This is a genomic window from Solimonas flava DSM 18980 (genome assembly GCF_000426685.1).
Lineage (GTDB): Bacteria > Pseudomonadota > Gammaproteobacteria > Nevskiales > Nevskiaceae > Solimonas > Solimonas flava.
On the sequence record NZ_AUFV01000009.1, the window covers coordinates 136,688 to 153,588 of the forward strand.

The 16,901-nt window shown below is 69.6% G+C and carries 10 protein-coding genes; 6 read left to right on the forward strand and 4 right to left on the reverse strand.

The window, feature by feature from the left end; translation table 11 throughout:
* Window positions 1–181: 181 nt before the first annotated feature.
* The 3 genes from metF to ahcY are packed head-to-tail and all read right to left on the reverse strand — an operon-like array spanning window position 182 to window position 2,934.
* Window positions 182–1,033 carry a methylenetetrahydrofolate reductase [NAD(P)H] gene (gene metF / locus K343_RS0111190; RefSeq protein WP_028008154.1) on the reverse strand — a complete coding sequence of 284 codons (852 nt, stop codon included), beginning with the start codon at window positions 1,031–1,033 and terminating at the stop codon, window positions 182–184.
* 14 nt (window positions 1,034–1,047) lie between these two features.
* Entirely contained in the window at window positions 1,048–1,479 is a 432-nt protein-coding gene (locus K343_RS0111195) for a GNAT family N-acetyltransferase (RefSeq protein WP_211226222.1), read from the reverse strand.
* A gap of 15 nt (window positions 1,480–1,494) precedes the next feature.
* Window positions 1,495–2,934 carry an adenosylhomocysteinase gene (ahcY, locus tag K343_RS0111200; protein WP_028008156.1) on the reverse strand — a complete coding sequence of 480 codons (1,440 nt, stop codon included), beginning with the start codon at window positions 2,932–2,934 and terminating at the stop codon, window positions 1,495–1,497.
* A 273-nt stretch (window positions 2,935–3,207) separates the two neighbouring features.
* On the opposite strand from ahcY, the gene ppc reads away from it, so the two are divergent.
* Window positions 3,208–5,928: a phosphoenolpyruvate carboxylase gene (gene ppc / locus K343_RS0111205; RefSeq protein WP_043112552.1), complete on the forward strand. Its 2,721-nt coding sequence runs from the start codon at window positions 3,208–3,210 to the stop codon at window positions 5,926–5,928.
* Between the two features lie 228 nt (window positions 5,929–6,156).
* Here ppc and metK read toward each other — a convergent pair whose 3' ends face one another.
* Window positions 6,157–7,359: a methionine adenosyltransferase gene (metK, locus tag K343_RS0111210; RefSeq protein ID WP_028008158.1), complete on the reverse strand. Its 1,203-nt coding sequence runs from the start codon at window positions 7,357–7,359 to the stop codon at window positions 6,157–6,159.
* Window positions 7,360–7,601: 242 nt separating this feature from the next.
* Between metK and K343_RS0111215 the strand changes: the two genes are divergently transcribed.
* From K343_RS0111215 to K343_RS0111235, 5 genes are all read left to right on the forward strand, one after another.
* Entirely contained in the window at window positions 7,602–10,025 is a 2,424-nt protein-coding gene (locus tag K343_RS0111215) for a DUF6351 family protein (protein WP_028008159.1), read from the forward strand.
* Between the two features lie 112 nt (window positions 10,026–10,137).
* A complete protein-coding gene (gene tkt / locus K343_RS0111220; RefSeq protein WP_028008160.1) occupies window positions 10,138–12,138 on the forward strand; it encodes a transketolase in 2,001 nt (666 codons plus the stop codon).
* A gap of 169 nt (window positions 12,139–12,307) precedes the next feature.
* Window positions 12,308–13,309, forward strand: coding sequence for a type I glyceraldehyde-3-phosphate dehydrogenase (gap, locus tag K343_RS0111225; RefSeq protein WP_028008161.1), 1,002 nt, complete (start codon window positions 12,308–12,310; stop codon window positions 13,307–13,309).
* Between the two features lie 73 nt (window positions 13,310–13,382).
* Window positions 13,383–14,561: a phosphoglycerate kinase gene (locus K343_RS0111230; protein ID WP_028008162.1), complete on the forward strand. Its 1,179-nt coding sequence runs from the start codon at window positions 13,383–13,385 to the stop codon at window positions 14,559–14,561.
* A 143-nt stretch (window positions 14,562–14,704) separates the two neighbouring features.
* Complete coding sequence (locus tag K343_RS0111235; protein ID WP_028008163.1) at window positions 14,705–16,741, forward strand: molybdopterin-containing oxidoreductase family protein; 2,037 nt, start codon at window positions 14,705–14,707, stop codon at window positions 16,739–16,741.
* Window positions 16,742–16,901 lie beyond the last annotated feature (160 nt).

Genomic DNA, 16,901 nt, shown 5'->3' on the forward strand with positions numbered 1-16,901 from the left:
GGCAGGCCGAAGTTTTTTACAGGCGCGGTGTCGGCCCGGTCTGGTTGAGCGTAGGGAAGCGGATGCGCCGTCGCGAGTCGCGTGCGGGCTGCCTGTCCGCGGCGCAGCGTGACTCTGTCACGCCGCGGCTTGAGTCAGGAAGACGGCGGGGGGATGCCAGTGTTGCGAGCGGCGACGAGCATCAGGACGCCGGCAGGCCGAGGTTTTTCCACAGGCGCAGCGTCGGCTCGGCCTGGTTGAGCGTGTAGAAGTGGATGCCCGGCGCGCCGTTCTTCAGCAGGGTTTCGCACAGGCGCGTGACGACGTCGAGGCCGAAGTCGAGCAGCGCCGGCTTGTCGTCCTGCAGCGCTTCGAGCCGCAAGCGGATCCAGCGCGGGATCTCGGCGCCGCAGGCCGCCGAGAAGCGCATCAGCTGCGCGTAGTTGGTGATCGGCATGACGCCGGCGACGACCGGCACGCGCAGGTTCGCGCGCTCGCAGCGCGCGACGAAATCGAAGTAGGCGTCGGCGTTGTAGAAATACTGCGTGACCGCGCCGTGCGCGCCGGCCTCGACCTTGCGCCTGAAGCTCTCGAAGTCCTGCACCGGATCACGGGCTTGCGGATGCATCTCGGGGTACGCGGCGACTTCGAGCTGGAAGGCATCGCCGTGCGTCTCGCGGATGAAGGCGACGAGTTCGTTCGCGTAATGGAATTCGCCGGGCGCGCTGGCCGAGGTCGCGGTCGCCGGCAGGTCGCCGCGCAGCGCGACGATGCGGCGCACGCCGGCCGCCTGGTAGCGATCGAGCAGTGCCGCGATCTTGTCGCGCGTCGAGCCGACGCAGGTCAGGTGCGGCGCGGTTTCGATGCCGGTCTGCGCGACGACCTGGCAGACCGTGCCGTAGGTGCCGTCCTGATCGGAGCCGCCGGCGCCGTAGGTGACCGAGAAGAAGGCCGGCTGCAGCGCCGCCAGCCGCGCGACGGTCGCCGGCAGCTTGGCGCTGCCTTCGGGCGTGCGCGGCGGGAACAGCTCGAACGAGAAGTGGATGTTGCTCACGCCTGAATCCGGATTCAGAACCGCTTCTGGTAGAAGTGCCGCGCGTGGCCGTCGTGGAAATCCGCGATCGTGCCGAAGCGCGTGTAGCCCAGGTGCTCGTAGAAATGCGGCGCCTGGAAGTCGAAGGTGTCGAGCCAAACGCCGTGGCTGCCGCGCTCGCGCGCCGCGGCTTCCGCCTGCGTCAGCAGCGCGCGGCCGGCGCCGCTGCCGCGCAGCGCCGGGGCGACGACGAGGATGTCGACGTGCAGCCAGTGGCTACGGAACTGGCCGAGCAGGCCGCCGGCGAGGCGGCCGTCGCTCATCAGCGCGAGCTGCAACGGCGCCGTGGCCGGCCGGCCGAGATACGGCGCGTTGTGCGCGCGCAGCAGGTCGATGATCGCCTCCGCCGTCGCCGTGTCGGACGGCGGCAAGGGGGCGATCGACCAGTTCGCCGGATGCGCGCTCACCTCAGTAACGCCCCATCAATAACGATAGTGCTCGGGCTTGTACGGGCCGTCGACCGGCACGCCGAGATAGGCGGCCTGCTCGTCGGTCAGGCGCGTCAGCTTCACGCCGATCTGTTCGAGGTGCAGGCGCGCGACTTCCTCGTCGAGCTTCTTCGGCAGGCGGTAGACGGTCTTCTCGTAGACGTCCTTGTGCTGCCACAGGTCGATCTGCGCGAGCGTCTGGTTCGAGAACGAGTTGCTCATCACGAAGCTCGGATGGCCGTGCGCGCAGCCGAGATTGACGAGGCGGCCTTCGGCGAGGATGTAGATCGAGCGGCCGGTGTCGGCGAAGGTGTAGCGGTCGACCTGCGGCTTGATGGTGTCGCGCGTGGCCCCTGATGCATTGAGGCGATCCATCTGGATCTCGTTGTCGAAGTGGCCGATGTTGCAGACCAGTGCGTTCGACTTCATCGCCCGCATGTGTTCGAGCGTGATGATGTCCTTGTTGCCGGTCGTGGTGACGTAGATGTCGGCGAGGCCGAGCGTGTCCTCGACGGTCCTGACCTCGAAGCCCTCCATCGCCGCCTGCAGGGCGTTGATCGGGTCGATCTCGGTGACGATGACGCGCGCGCCGAGGCCGCGCAGCGAGTGCGCCGAACCCTTGCCGACGTCGCCGTAGCCGCAGACGCAGGCGACCTTGCCGGCGATCATCAGGTCGGTGGCGCGCTTGATGCCGTCGGCCAGCGATTCGCGGCAGCCGTAGAGGTTGTCGAACTTGCTCTTGGTGACCGAGTCGTTGACGTTGATCGCCGGCACCAGCAGCTTGCCGGCTTCCTTCATCTGGTAGAGGCGGTGCACGCCGGTCGTCGTCTCTTCCGAGACGCCGCGCCAATCCTTGACGACGCGTGTCCAGAAGCCCGGACGCTCCTTGGCGACGCGCTTGAGCAGGTCCTTGATGACCTTGACCTCATGGTTGTCGGACGGCGTGTCGACCCAGCGGTCGCCCTGCTCCAGCTCGTAGCCCTTGTGGATCAGCAGCGTGACGTCGCCGCCGTCGTCGACGACCAGTTCCGGGCCGGTCAGCGTGCCGTCGGGCAGGATGTGCGTGACCGCGTCGAGCGTGCAGTCCCAGTACTCTTCCAGCGTCTCGCCCTTCCACGCGAACACCGGCGTGCCGGCGACGGCGACCGCGGCGGCGGCGTCGTCCTGCGTCGAGAAGATGTTGCACGAGGCCCAGCGCACCGAAGCGCCGAGCGCGCCGAGCGTCTCCAGCAGCACCGCCGTTTCCTTGGTCATGTGCAGCGAGCCGGTCAGGCGCACGCCGCGCAAAGGCTGCAGCGGCGCGTACTTGGCGCGGATCGACATCAGGCCGGGCATTTCCTCCTCGGCCATGCGGATGCGCTTGCGGCCGAGCTCGGCCAGCGAAAGGTCGCGGACCTTGTAGTCCGGGCTCACGGGTTTGATCTGGGCGTTCATGCGTCGCTCCTGCTGCAGTCGGTCTGTTCGGAGGGCGCCGTTACGGTGCCGTCGGCCCGCCGTCCGTGGACGGGGCGGCGGCACAGCGTGCCGCGCGAACTTGGCCTGACGGTGTCCGCCGAGCCTGGTCCGGCCGCCGGCGGCGGCGCGGATCGCAGCGCCCCTCGGCGGGAACGCGGGCGGTAGTATATCCGCTTATCCGGATAAAGAGATATGCCTTTCCGGTCGCGCGGGCTGACGGTTTGTCACGCTGTTTGCTAGCGTCTTGGCTCTATGAGCACTCCAGATCCGCTGCCCGCCGCCGGCCGCCGTGATACCGGCGCCGATTCCGCCCTGCGCGAGGACGTGCGCCGCCTCGGCGCCACCGTCGGCGAGATGCTCGCCGAGCAGCTCGGCGACGGCTTTCTCGCCCGCGTCGAGACGCTGCGCACCGCGGCGATCGCGCGCCGCGAGCGCGGCGAGCCGGCCGGCATGCTGGCCGCCCAGCTCGGCGGGCTGCCGCTGTCGCTGGCCGAGTCGCTGACGCGCGCGTTTTCGACCTACTTCCAGGCCGTCAACATCGGCGAGCGCGTGCACCGCATCCGCCGCCGCCGCGACTACCAGCGCGGCAGCGACCGGCCGCAGCCCGACGGCCTGGTCGACGGCCTGCAGCAGATCAAGGACGCCGGCGTCGGCGCGGCGCCGCTGCTCGACGCGCTCGCGCGGCTGGATGTCGAACCGGTCTTCACCGCGCATCCGACCGAAGCGGTGCGCCGCGCGCTGCTCGAAAAGGAGCAGGACATCGTGCGCTGCCTGATCCGCGGCTTCGATCCGGAGCGCACGCCGATCGAGGAGCGCCACGACTGGGAACGCCTGCGCATGGCGCTGACCGCCGGCTGGCAGACCAGCGAGACGGCGCCGGTCAAGCCTTCGGTGCAGGACGAGTTCGAGCACGTCGGTTTCTACATCGGCGGCCCGCTGTATCAGGTCGTGCCGGTGCTCTACGAGTTGCTCGAGGACGCCGTGCAGCAGGTCTACGGCCTCCAGGTCGAGCTGCCGCGGCTGCTGCGCTTCGCGTCCTGGGTCGGCGGCGACATGGACGGCAATCCCAACGTCGGCGCCGAGACGATCGCGGCGACGCTGCGCGGCCAGCGCGAGATGATCCTCGAGCGCTATATCGCCGAAGTCGCGGCGCTGGCGAGCCTGCTGAGCCAGACCGAGCGGCGCGTGTCGGTGTCCGAGCCGCTGGCGCTGCGCATCGTCGACTATCGTGCGCGCCTGCCGCGCGCGGCGGCGACGATCCGTCCGCGCCACGCCGACATGCCGTACCGCGTGTTCTTCACGCTGGTGCGCGCGCGGCTGCGCGCGACGCTGCGCGACGACGGCGAGGCCTACCTCAACGCCGACGAATTCATCGCCGACATCCGCCTCGCCGTCGATTCGCTGCGCGCGAACAAGGGCGTGCACGCCGGCTGGTTCGCGGTACGCCGCCTGCTGTGGCGCGTGCGCACTTTCGGCTTCCATCTGGCACGTCTGGACGTGCGTCAGGATGCGCGCGTGCACGCGCAGGCGCTCGCTGCGCTGCTCGGCGACCCGCACTGGGCGCAGCGCGAAGCCGACGAGCAGGCGGCGCTGCTGCGGCCGTACGCCGGCCGCAGCGCGGTGTTCGGCGCGACGACGGAGCCGGTCGCGCAGCGCACGCGCGCCGTCTTCGCGCAACTCGCCGAGAGCCAGGAAATCTACGGCCGCGAGGCGACCGGCCTCTACATCATCAGCATGGCGCAGCGTCCGGCCGACGTGCTCGCGGTGCTGGCGCTGGCGCGCCATGGCGGGCTCGTCGATCCGCGCGGCGCCGTGCCGCTCGACGTCGCGCCGCTGTTCGAGACCGTCGACGATCTGCAGAACGGTCCGGCGACGCTGCGCTCGCTGTTCGCCGATCCGGTCTACCGCGCGCATCTGGCGGCGCGCGGCCACCGCCAGATCGTCATGCTCGGTTATTCGGACAGCGGCAAGGACGGCGGCACGGTGGCCTCGCGCTGGGGCCTGCAGCGCGCGCAGGTCGAACTGCTCGAAGTCGCGCACGGCGCCGGTGTGGCGCTGAGCTTCTTCCACGGTCGCGGCGGTTCGGCGAGCCGCGGCGGCGGCCGCATCTCGACGGCGCTCATCGCCAGTCCGCGCGGCTCGGTCGGCGGCGTGCTGCGCGTCACCGAGCAGGGCGAAGTGATTCATCGCAAATACGGCATTCGCGCGCTGGCGCTGCGCGAACTGGAGCGAGCGGTGTCGGCAACGCTGCGCGCCACGCTCGTGCCGCGCGCGCCGGACGCGCGCGAGGCCGGCTGGAAGGAAACCGTCGCGCTCGTCGCGCAGGCCTCGCGCGGCGCCTATCGCGAGTTCGTCGATGCGCCGGGCTTCGTCGACTATTTCCGCACGGCGACGCCGATCGACGTCATCGAGCGCATGACGCTCGGCTCGCGGCCGTCGCGGCGCGGCACCATGCAGGGCGTCGAGTCGCTGCGCGCGATTCCCTGGGTGTTCGCGTGGACCCAGTGCCGCGCGATCATCACCGGCTGGTACGGGCTCGGCACCGGTCTCGAACAGGCGGCGGCGCGCTTCGGCGAGGCGCGGCTGCTGGAGATGGCGCGCGACTGGCCGTTCTTCAGCACGATGCTCGACGACGTCGACATGGTGCTCGCCAAGTGCGACCTCGACGTCGCCGAACAGTACTCGCGCCTCGCCGGTGCCCTGCACGCGCCGTTCTTCGCGCGCGTGCGCGGCGAGTTCGAGCGCACCGTGCACTGGGTGCTGCGCATCAAGCAGGCCGAGCGCCTGCTCGCCGGCGACGCGCGCCTCGCGCAGTCGATCCGCCTGCGCAATCCCTACGTCGATCCGATCAACCTGTTGCAGGTCGATCTGCTCGCGCGCTGGCGAGAGCGCGGCGCGGAGGACGAGGAGCTGCTGCGTGCGCTGGTGGCGACGGTCAACGGTGTCGCGCAGGGCCTGCAGAACACGGGGTGAGCCGACGCGCTTGCGAAGCGAAGCTTCGCGCGGCGGCGAACGCCCGGCCAGGGATGGCCGGGCCGGGGCATGATCGAGCGATGAAGTCCCGCCACGGATGGCCGCTGCGAGCTTGTTTTGGGTTGCGGCGCTTGCGAAGCGAAGCTTCGCGCGGCGGCGAACGCCCGGCGCGCATCCCAACAAAAAGGCCGCCTTGCGGCGGCCTTTTCGATCCTGCGATGTGGCGCCTTACTTCAGCTTCTTCGCGTCTTCCTTCAGCGCTTCGGCGCGGTCGGTCTTCTCCCAGGAGAAGGCCGTCGCGGTCGTGCCGTCGGCGAGCTTGACCGTGTATGGCTTGCGGCCGAAGTGGCCGTAGGCGGCGGTCGGCTGGTAGATCGGGTGCACGAGGTCCAGCATCTTGGTGATGCCGTACGGGCGCAGGTCGAAGTGCTTGCGGACCAGCTTTTCGAGCGCGACGTCGCTGATCTTGCCGGTGCCGAAGGTGGTGACCATGATCGAGGTCGGCTCGGCGACGCCGATCGCGTAGCTGACCTGCACCTCGCACTTCGCGGCGAGCCCGGCGGCGACGATGTTCTTCGCCACGTAGCGCGCCGCGTAGGCGGCCGAGCGGTCGACCTTCGACGGGTCCTTGCCGGAGAACGCGCCGCCGCCGTGACGGGCCCAGCCGCCGTACGAGTCGACGATGATCTTGCGGCCGGTGAGGCCGCAGTCGCCGACCGGGCCGCCGATCACAAAGTTGCCGGTCGGGTTGATGTGGAACTTGGTGTTCTTGCTGATCCACTTGGCCGGCAGCACCGGCTTGAGGATTTCTTCCATCACCGCTTCGCGCAGCGTCTTCAGCTTGATGTCGGGATCGTGCTGGGTCGACAGCACGACCGCGTCGAGGCCGACCGCGACGCCGTCCTGGTAGCGCAGCGTGACCTGGCTCTTGGCGTCCGGGCGCAGCCACGGCAGCGGCGACTTCTTCGCTTTGCGCACCTTCGACTGCTGTTCGACGATGCGGTGCGAGTAGTAGATCGGCGCCGGCATCAGTTCCTTGGTCTCGTCGCAGGCGTAGCCGAACATCAGGCCCTGGTCACCGGCACCCTGTTCTTCCGGCTTCTTGCGGTCGACGCCCATGGCGATGTCGGGCGACTGCTTGCCGATCAGGTTCAGCACGCCGCAGGTGGCACCGTCGAAGCCGACCGCCGACGAGGTGTAGCCGATGTCGGTGATGACCTTGCGCACCAGCGCTTCGAGGTCGACCCAGGCGCTGGTCGTGATCTCGCCGGCGACGATTGCCACGCCGGTCTTGACCAGCGTTTCGCAGGCAACGCGCGCCTTCTTGTCCTGCATGAGGATCGCGTCGAGGACCGCGTCCGAGATCTGGTCGGCGACCTTGTCGGGATGACCTTCGGAAACGGATTCGGACGTGAACAGGTATTCGGACATCGATGGGGTTCCTCGGGGATTCGGCAATCTGCCTATACGGATGGACGGATATTCTAGGGCAGTGGGTCGGGGGCGCATAGGGGGACCGCCCCACGCGGCATCGTCGGCGGCGCCGATGAAAGCCTCGTGACGCCCGCGGATAGGAAATCCGTCCCATGCCGGTGCTGTCGCCGCGGCCGGCGACTACGATGGTCCCGTCCACCCGCAGAGGCGGACCACGAAAAGACAACGGGGGAGAGAACATGATGCACGCGCGCAGGGCGGCCGGTCTGGCCGCCGGTTTGCTGTTGCTGCTGTCGGCCTGTGGTCGCAGCGATCCGTCGGTCGAGACCGGTGCCGAGGTCGACGCCGATTTCCACACCCTGAAGACGCCGCCGCTGACGCCCGGGCAGGTCGAGCTGCTGACGCTGTCGACGCTGCCCGACGCCGTCAGCGGCGGCGACGTCCGCGTCGCGCTGCGCGGCCTGAGCGCCGACGACACCTACACGGTGAAGCGCGGCGGCACCGACATCAGCGCCGCCTTCACGCGTGTCAGCGACGGCGAGGCGCAGGGCCTGGTCGACGGGCTCGCCGACGGCGCCAACACCATCGCCGCGACCGTCGACGGACCGCTCGGCGCGCGCCGCGTGGCGCTGACGGTGCGCAACCACCCGCTGAGCGGGCCGATGATCTCGGGGCCGCACCAGACGCCGTTCATCTGCCGCGGCGAGGAGGCCGGGCTCGGCGCGCCGCTCGACGCCGACTGCACGGTCGCCACGCAGCTGCAGTGGGTCTATCGCTCGGCGCGGACGCAGGCCTTCGAGACGCTCGACGATCCGTACGCGGCGTACCCGGCCGACGTGATCCGCACGGTGACGCGCGACGGCCGCGACGTGCCCTTCGTCGTGCGCATCGAAAGCACCACGATCAACCGCGGCATCGCGCGCCTGGCGGTGCTCGACGATCCGGCCGCGCGCGGCGCCGACGCGCCGTTCGACGCCGGCACCTGGGATCACGGCGTCTACTACGTGTTCGGCGAGTCCTGCGGGCCCGGTTACCAGCAGGGCGTCAGCACGCCGAACTACGTGCTCGGCGCCTTCGACCTGAGCAAGATCTCGGCCGACAACCTGCTGATCAACCTGGTCGGCATCGCCGACCGCCTCGGCAAGGGCGACCTGATCGTGCACAACACGCTCAGCGCCTTCGGCAACCACTGCAACCCGATGGTCAGCCTCGAAACGGCGATGATGACCAAGGAGTACATCGGCGATCACTACGGCGTGGTCGCGCGCGTGGTCGGCACCAACGGTTCCGGCGCGGCGCTGCAGCAGTACAACGCCATCAACAATGCGCCGGGCCTGCTCAGCGCGGCGATGCCGACCGCGACCTTCGCCGACATCCTCAGCACGGCGATGACGGTCGGCGACTGCGGCCTGCTGGAGCATTACTACGCGACCACGACGCTCGGCTGGTCGGCGACGCAGAAAGCCGCGGTCGACGGCCACAACCTGCTGTCCGGCACGCCGCTGAATTCGATCTGCGCGTCCTGGGTCGACGCCTTCCTGCCGCTGCTCGATCCGAAGCGCGGCTGCGACGGCTCGGTGCCCGAGGACATCCGCTACGACGCGCAGACCAATCCGCAAGGCGTGCGCTGCACGCTGCAGGACGGCAACGTCAACATCTTCGGCCGCGATCCGAAGACCGGCTTCGCGCGCCGCCCGCTCGACAACACCGGCGTGCAGTACGGCCTGCAGGCGCTGCGCGACGGCACGATCTCGGCCGCGCAGTTCCTCGACGTCAACCGCCGCATCGGCGGCTTCGGCATCGACGGCGACTACATCGACGAGCGCATGCGCATGGACCCGGAGCTGGCGCAGATCGCCTATCGCATCGGCGGCGTGATCGGCCGCGGTGCGCTGGCCGAGACCCCGGTGCTCGATCATGCGCCGTACCTCGATCTGATTCCGGTCGCCAACATCCACGAATCGGTACGGCCGTTCACAGTGCGCGCGCGTCTCGACAAATACAGCGGCCAGACGGCGACGCAGGGCATCTGGCGCGGCGTCGTCACGCAGGCCGACGGCTACCCGGTCGTCGAACAGTGGCTGGACACGCTCGACACGATGCAGCCGCCGTACAGCGCCGATGCCGGCGCCGCCCACATGGCGGCGGTGACCGCCGCCAAGCCGGCAGCGGCGAACGATCACTGCGTGTTCGGCACGGTCGGCGGCCGGCTCGAACTGCCCGACGCGATCCTGCTGCCGCTGGGCCTGGCGCAGCTGCCGCTGCTGCCGAGCGTCGAGCCGCTGTACGAGCTGGTGCCCGGTTTCAGCGTCGACGTGCCGCTGCGCGTCAATATTCCGGAAGATTTCGGGCTCGACGGCCGCGACGCCGGCGTCTGCGGCCTGGCGCTGCCGGTGGTGCGCACGCCGCGCATGGTCGCCGGCATGCCGATGAGCGACGACATCATCCGCTGCCAGCTGAGAGCCATCGACCCCGCCGATTACGACGGCAAGCTCGACGACGCGCAGCTCGCCGAGCTGCGCGCGATCTTCCCGGACGGCGTCTGCGATTTCAGCAAGCCGGCGGCCGAGGACGTCGCGCACAGCTTGCTGTGGCCCTCGCTCGGCGGCGCGCGGCTGGAGTCGCCGCACGGCTTGCGCTGGCGCGTCGCGCGCTCGAAATGACGGCGGGATCGGCGCGGCGGCCGCTTGAGCGCGGCCGCCGCTGCTGATTTCTTGCCCGCGCCCGGCCAAACCCGGACAATACGCCCCCTTTTTGCCTGCCCTCCGGTGCGTCATGCCGACCCGTTTCGAACTCGCCAACGCCATTCGCGCGCTGGCGATGGATGCCGTCCAGAAAGCCAACTCCGGTCACCCGGGCATGCCGATGGGCATGGCCGACATCGCCGAGGTGCTGTGGAATGACTTCCTGTCGCACAACCCGGCGAACCCGAAATGGGCCAACCGCGACCGTTTCATCATCTCCAACGGTCACGGCTCGATGCTGCTGTACGCGCTGCTGCACCTGACCGGCTACGACCTGCCGCTCGACGAGCTGAAGAACTTCCGCCAGTTCAAGAGCAAGACGCCGGGACACCCCGAGAACTTCGTCACCGCCGGCGTCGAGACGACTACCGGTCCGCTCGGCCAGGGCCTCGCCAACGCCGTCGGCATGGCGATCGCGGAAAGCGTGCTCGCCGCGCGCTTCAACCGCGACGGCCTGCCGCTCGTCGACCATCACACCTATGTGTTCGTCGGCGACGGCTGCCTGATGGAAGGCATCTCGCACGAGGCCTGCTCGCTGGCCGGCACGCTCGGCCTCGGCAAGCTGATCGCGCTGTACGACGACAACAACATCTCGATCGACGGCGAGGTCGGCGGCTGGTTCGCCGACGACACGCCGGCGCGCTTCGAGGCCTACGGCTGGCAGGTCGTGCGCAACGTCGACGGCCACAACCCGGCGGAAGTGAAGAAGGCGCTGGAGACGGCGCGCGCCGAAACCGCCAAGCCGACGCTGATCTGCTGCAAGACCGTCATCGGCTTCGGCGCGCCGAACAAGCAGGGCAAGGAGTCCTCGCACGGCGCGCCGCTCGGCGATGCCGAGATCGCGCTGGCGCGCGAGAAGCTCGGCTGGCCGTACGCGCCGTTCGAGATTCCGGACGCGATTCGCGCCGGCTGGGATGCCAAGCGCAAGGGTGCCGAGCGCGAAGCCGCCTGGAACGCGCTGTTCCAGGACTACGCCGCCCGCTTTCCGGACGACGCCGCCGAGTTCCGGCGGCGCCTCGGCGGCGAGCTGCCGGCCGACTGGGCGCAGACGATCGGCGCGGTGCTGGCCGACGCCGCCAAGGCCGAAAAGCCGAACGCCACGCGCAAGGCCAGCAAGGCCGTGCTCGACGCCGTCGCCGGCAAGCTGCCGGAACTGATCGGCGGTTCGGCCGACCTCGGCGAGTCGAACTGCACCGACTTCAAGGGCCACGTCGCGCTGCGCCACGGCAAGCTGGCCGGCAATTACATCAACTACGGCGTGCGCGAATTCGCGATGGCGGCGGCGATGAACGGCATCGCGCTGCACGGCGGCCTGATTCCGTTCGGCGGCACCTTCCTGGTGTTCTCCGACTACGCGCGCAACGCGATCCGCATGGCGGCGCTGATGCGCCAGCGCAGCATCTTCGTGCTGACGCACGACTCGATCGGTCTCGGCGAGGACGGCCCGACGCACCAGCCGGTCGAGCACGTCGCCTCGTTGCGCCTGATCCCGAACGTGCACGTCTGGCGCCCGGCCGACGCCTTCGAGACCGCGGTGGCATGGCAGGCGGCGATCGAGCGCAGCACCGGCCCGGCGGCGCTGGCGCTGACCCGGCAGAACCTCGAGCCGCAGCCGCGCAGCGAGCAACAGCAGGCCGACGCGGCGCGCGGCGGCTACGTGCTGTGGGAGCCGAAGACGGCGCCGGAAGCGCTGATCGTCGCCACCGGCTCGGAAGTGCAGCTCGCGGTCGCCGCCGCCAAGCGCCTCGCCGAGCAGGGCCGCGCCGTGCGCGTGGTGTCGATGCCCTGCGCCGAGGTCTTCGCGCAGCAGGACGCCGCCTACCGCGACACCGTGCTGCCGCCGGAACTGCGCAAGCGCCTGGCCGTCGAGGCCGGCGTCACCAACTACTGGCGCGCCTACGTCGGCCTCGACGGCGACGTGGTCGGACTCGACCGCTTCGGCGAATCGGCGCCGGCGGCGGCGGTGTTCAAGTACTTCGGTTTCACGGTCGAGCACGTCGTCGAGCGCGTCGAAGCGCTGCTGGCGCGCTGACGCGGGATCGGGACCCGAACGGGGAGCGACGGCGCATTGAGGCCTTCCGCACAGGCAGCAGGCCGCCCAGTGTTGCTAAAATCGCGCCCCGGGTTTTTCCGCGGCGGCCGCGGCGCCCGCTGACAGGCGGCCGGCGGCATCCGTCTCTTTCACCACGAGGAAGCAGATCATGGCAGTCAAGGTGGGAATCAATGGCTTCGGCCGCATCGGCCGCAACGTGCTGCGCGCCGCGGTGCAGAACTTCAGTGACATCGAGATCGTCGGTATCAACGATCTGCTGGAGCCCGACTACCTCGCCTACATGCTGAAGTACGACTCGGTGCACGGCCACTTCAAGGGCGAGGTCGCCGTCGAAGGCGGCGCGCTGCTGGTCAACGGCAAGAAAGTGCGCCTGACGCAGGAGCGCGATCCGGCCAACCTGAAGTGGAACGAGCTGGGCGTCGATGTCGTCATCGAGTCGACCGGCCTGTTCCTCGACAAGGCGTCCGCGCAGAAGCACATCGACGCCGGCGCGCCGAAGGTCATCCTGTCGGCACCGTCGAAGGACGACACGCCGATGTTCGTCTACGGCGTCAACGACAAGACCTACGCCGGCCAGGCGATCATCTCCAACGCCTCGTGCACGACGAACTGCCTCGCGCCGCTGGCCAAGGTGCTGCACGACAAGTGGGGCATCAAGCGCGGCCTGATGACCACCGTGCACGCCACGACCGCGACGCAGAAGACCGTCGACGGTCCGAGCCACAAGGACTGGCGCGGCGGCCGCGGCATCCTCGAGAACATCATCCCGTCGTCGACCGGCGCCGCCAAGGCCGTCGGCGTCGTCATCCCGTCGCTGAACAAGAAGCTGACCGGCATGAGCTTCCGCGTGCCGACCTCGGACGTCTCGGTCGTCGACCTGACGGCGGAGCTGGAAAAGCCGGCGTCGTACGAAGAGATCAAGGCTGAGATGAAGGCGCAGTCCGAAGGCGCGCTGAAGGGCATCCTCGGCTACACGGAGGACTCGGTGGTCGCCACCGACTTCCGCGGCGATGCGCGCACCTCGATCTTCGACGCCAGCGCCGGCATCGCGCTCGACCCGACCTTCGTCAAGCTCGTCAGCTGGTACGACAACGAGTGGGGCTACTCCAACAAGTGCCTCGAAATGGCGCGCGTCGTCGCCGCCAAGTAACGCGCTGCATCATCCGGAAAGCCCCGTTCATGCGGGGCTTTTCTTTTCCAGGAATCTGCAAACGGAGCAGGTCATGAATGTTCTCCGCATGTCCGATCTCGATCTCGCCGGCAAGCGCCTGCTGATCCGCCAGGACCTCAACGTGCCGGTCCACAACGGCCGCATCACTTCCGATGCGCGCCTGCGCGCGTCGCTGCCGACGCTCAAGCTCGCGCTCGAAAAGGGCGCCTCGGTGCTCGTCGTCTCGCATCTCGGCCGGCCGAAGGCCGGCAAGCTCGATCCGGACGCGTCGCTGACGCTGGTCGCCGCCTGGCTGTCGGACAAGCTCGAACGCACCGTGCCGCTGGTCTCGAACTGGATCGACGGCCTGACGCTCGAACCGGGCCAGATCGTGCTCGGCGAGAACACGCGTTTCCTCAAGGGCGAGAAGGAAGACGACGAGGCGCTGTCGAAGAAGATGGCGGCGCTGTGCGACATCTACGTGATGGACGCGTTCGGCACCGCGCACCGCGCCGAGGCCTCGACGCACGGCGTGGCGAAGTTCGCGCCGGTCGCCTGCGCCGGCCCGCTGCTCGCGGCCGAGCTCGACGCGCTCGGCAAGGCCATGGCGCATCCGAAGCGGCCGCTCGCCGTCATCGTCGGCGGCAGCAAGGTGTCGACCAAGCTCGATCTGCTCAACAACCTTGCCGACGTCGCCGACCAGCTGATCATCGGCGGCGGCATCGCCAACACCTTCCTCGCCGCGGCCGGCTTCGGCGTCGGCAAGTCGCTGTGCGAGAAGGACATGCTCGATACCGCCCGGGCGATCCGCGCCAAGATCCAGGCGCGCGGCGGCGATATCCCGCTGCCGGAGGACGTAGTCTGCGCGACCGAATTCTCGGCCGAGGCGCACGCCGTGGTCCGCAAGGTCGACGAGGTCGAGGACGACGAGATGATCCTCGACATCGGGCCGAAGACGCGCGCCAAGCTCGCGGCGCAGCTGCGCAGCGCCGGCACGATCGTCTGGAACGGCCCGGTCGGCGTGTTCGAGTACGACGCCTTCGCGGAAGGCACCAAGGCGCTCGCCGAGGCGATCGCGCAGAGCAGCGCGTTCTCGCTCGCGGGCGGCGGCGACACGCTGGCGGCGATCGACAAGTTCCATGTCGCCGACAAGATCGGCTACATCTCGACCGGCGGCGGCGCTTTCCTCGAATTTCTCGAAGGCAAGACCCTGCCGGCGGTGGCGATGCTGGAGTCGCGCGCCAAGGGTTGAGCCGGGCCGGCGCCGCAGCGGGCGCCGGCATCACGAAAGGCGTCATCAGGGCCGCGCGGTGTCCGCACGCCACGCGGCCTTTTTCGTGGGCCGCGCCGTAAACTGTGGCGCCCTCGGCCTCACCGCTTCGCGCAGCGCCCGCCATGACCCGCACCATCGTCAAAGCCGCCTGTCCGCACGACTGTCCCGATACCTGCGCGATGCGGGTGACCGTCGAGGACGGTCGTGCGGTGAAGGTGCAGGGCGATCCGGACCATCCGACGACCCAGGGCGCGCTGTGCACGAAGGTGGCGCGCTATCCGGAACGCACCTACCACGACGAGCGCCTGCTGCATCCGCTGAAGCGGATCGGCGCCAAGGGCAGCGGCCGCTTCGTGCGCGTCGGCTGGGATGAAGCGCTCGACGACATCGCCGCGCGGCTGCGGGCGATCGCGGCGCGCGATGCCGAGGCCATCGTGCCGTACAGCTACGCCGGCACGATGGGACTGGTGCAGGGCGAGAGCCTTGCCGCGCGCTTTTTTCACAAGCTCGGCGCCTCGCGCCTGGACCGCACGATCTGCGCGAGCGCCGGCGCCGCCGCGCTGCGCGTGACCTACGGCAAGAGCGTCGGCATGCACGTGCAGCACTTCGCCGAGTCGAAACTGATCCTCATCTGGGGCAGCAACAGCATCGCCTCGAATCTGCATTTCTGGAGCATCGCGCAGCAGGCCAAGCGCCAGGGCGCGAAGCTGATCTGCATCGACCCGCGCCGCACCGAAACCGCCGACAAGTGCCACCAGCACATCGCCCTGCTGCCGGGCACCGACGGCGCGCTCGCGCTCGGGCTGATGCACGAGCTGATCGTCAACGACTGGCTCGACCACGACTACATCGAGCGCCACACCGACGGCTGGGCCGAGCTGCGCGCCCGCGCGCTGCAGTGGCCGTCGGAGCGCGTCGCCAAAATCTGCGGCATCGAGGCCGACATCGTGCGCGGACTGGCGCGCGACTACGCGACGCTGACGCCGGCGGCGATCCGCGTGAACTACGGCATGCAGCGCGTGCGCGGCGGCGGCAGCGCGGTACGCCTGATCGCCGCGCTGCCGTGCCTGACCGGTGCCTGGCGCGACCGCGCCGGCGGCCTGCTGCTGTCGGCCTCGGGCTGGCATCCGGTCGACAGCGCGGCGCTGGAGCGTCCGGACCTGCTCGGCGCGCGCACGCCGCGCATCATCAACATGAGCACGATCGGCGCCGATCTGCTGCGCGAGGCGTCGCCGGCGTTCGGCCCGAAGATCGAAGCGCTGATCGTCTACAACAGCAACCCGGTCGCGGTCGCGCCGCAATCGCGCGAGGTCGTCGCCGGCTTCGCGCGCGAGGATCTGTTCACGGTGGTGCTGGAACACTTCCGCACCGATACCGCCGACTACGCCGACTACCTGCTGCCGGCGACGACGCAGCTCGAACACTTCGACGTGCACAAGAGCTACGGGCACACCTACGCGCTGGTCAACCATCCGGCGATCGCGCCGCTCGGCGAGGCGTTGCCGAACACGGAAATCTTCCGTCGCCTCGCGGCGCGCATGGGCTTTGACGAGCCGTGCTTCGCCGACAGCGACGAGGCGATCGGCCGCCAGGCCTTCGGTGCGGCGATCGACTTCGACGCGCTGTGCCGCGACGGCTGGGTGCGGCACGCGCTGCCGGATGCGCCGTTCGCGCTGGGCGGTTTTCCGACCGCGAACGGCCGCGCGCAGCTGGCGCCGGCGGACCTCGGCGCGGCCGATTTCGTCGCGCCGTACGAGTCGCGCGCCTCGGCGCCGGCGCTCGCGGCGCGCTATCCGCTGGCGATGATCTCGCCGCCGGCGCGGCATTTCCTGAACTCGACGTTCGTCAACGTGCGCAGCCTGCGCAGCATCGAGGGCGAGCCGCTGCTCGAACTGCATCCGGACGACGCGCGGCCGCGCGGCATCGCCGACGGCGCGCGCGTGCGTGTCTGGAACGACCGCGGCCGCTACGCCTGCACCGCGCGCGTCAGCGAGCGGGCGCGGCCCGGCGTCGTGGTCGGCCTCGGCGTGTGGTGGCGCAAGCTCGGTCTCGAAGGCACCAACGTCAACGAGCTGACCAGCCAGCGGCTCACCGATCTCGGTCGCGCGCCGACGTTCTATGACTGTCTCGTCGAGGTTGCGGCGGAAAACACTGAATAAGCGACGACGCTCGGCATCTCGCTCGCGGGCGGTGCGCGGAATGCTCACGCCCTGATGTACGCTGCGCTGCCTGCGCTGCCTGCGCTGCCTGCGCTGCCTGCGCTGCCTGCGCTGCCTGCGCTGCCTGCGCTGCCTGCGCTCCGTCCTCGCGCGACCTGCC

Bases quoted from the DNA above. Each gene is read 5' to 3' on its own strand.
- ahcY (WP_028008156.1), bottom strand. From the start codon at position 2,934: ATGAACGCCCAGATCAAACCCGTGAGCCCGGACTACAAGGTCCGCGAC.
- ppc (WP_043112552.1), top strand. From the start codon at position 3,208: ATGAGCACTCCAGATCCGCTGCCCGCCGCCGGCCGCCGTGATACCGGC.
- metK (WP_028008158.1), bottom strand. From the start codon at position 7,359: ATGTCCGAATACCTGTTCACGTCCGAATCCGTTTCCGAAGGTCATCCC.
- K343_RS0111215 (WP_028008159.1), top strand. From the start codon at position 7,602: ATGATGCACGCGCGCAGGGCGGCCGGTCTGGCCGCCGGTTTGCTGTTG.
- tkt (WP_028008160.1), top strand. From the start codon at position 10,138: ATGCCGACCCGTTTCGAACTCGCCAACGCCATTCGCGCGCTGGCGATG.
- gap (WP_028008161.1), top strand. From the start codon at position 12,308: ATGGCAGTCAAGGTGGGAATCAATGGCTTCGGCCGCATCGGCCGCAAC.
- K343_RS0111230 (WP_028008162.1), top strand. From the start codon at position 13,383: ATGAATGTTCTCCGCATGTCCGATCTCGATCTCGCCGGCAAGCGCCTG.
- K343_RS0111235 (WP_028008163.1), top strand. From the start codon at position 14,705: ATGACCCGCACCATCGTCAAAGCCGCCTGTCCGCACGACTGTCCCGAT.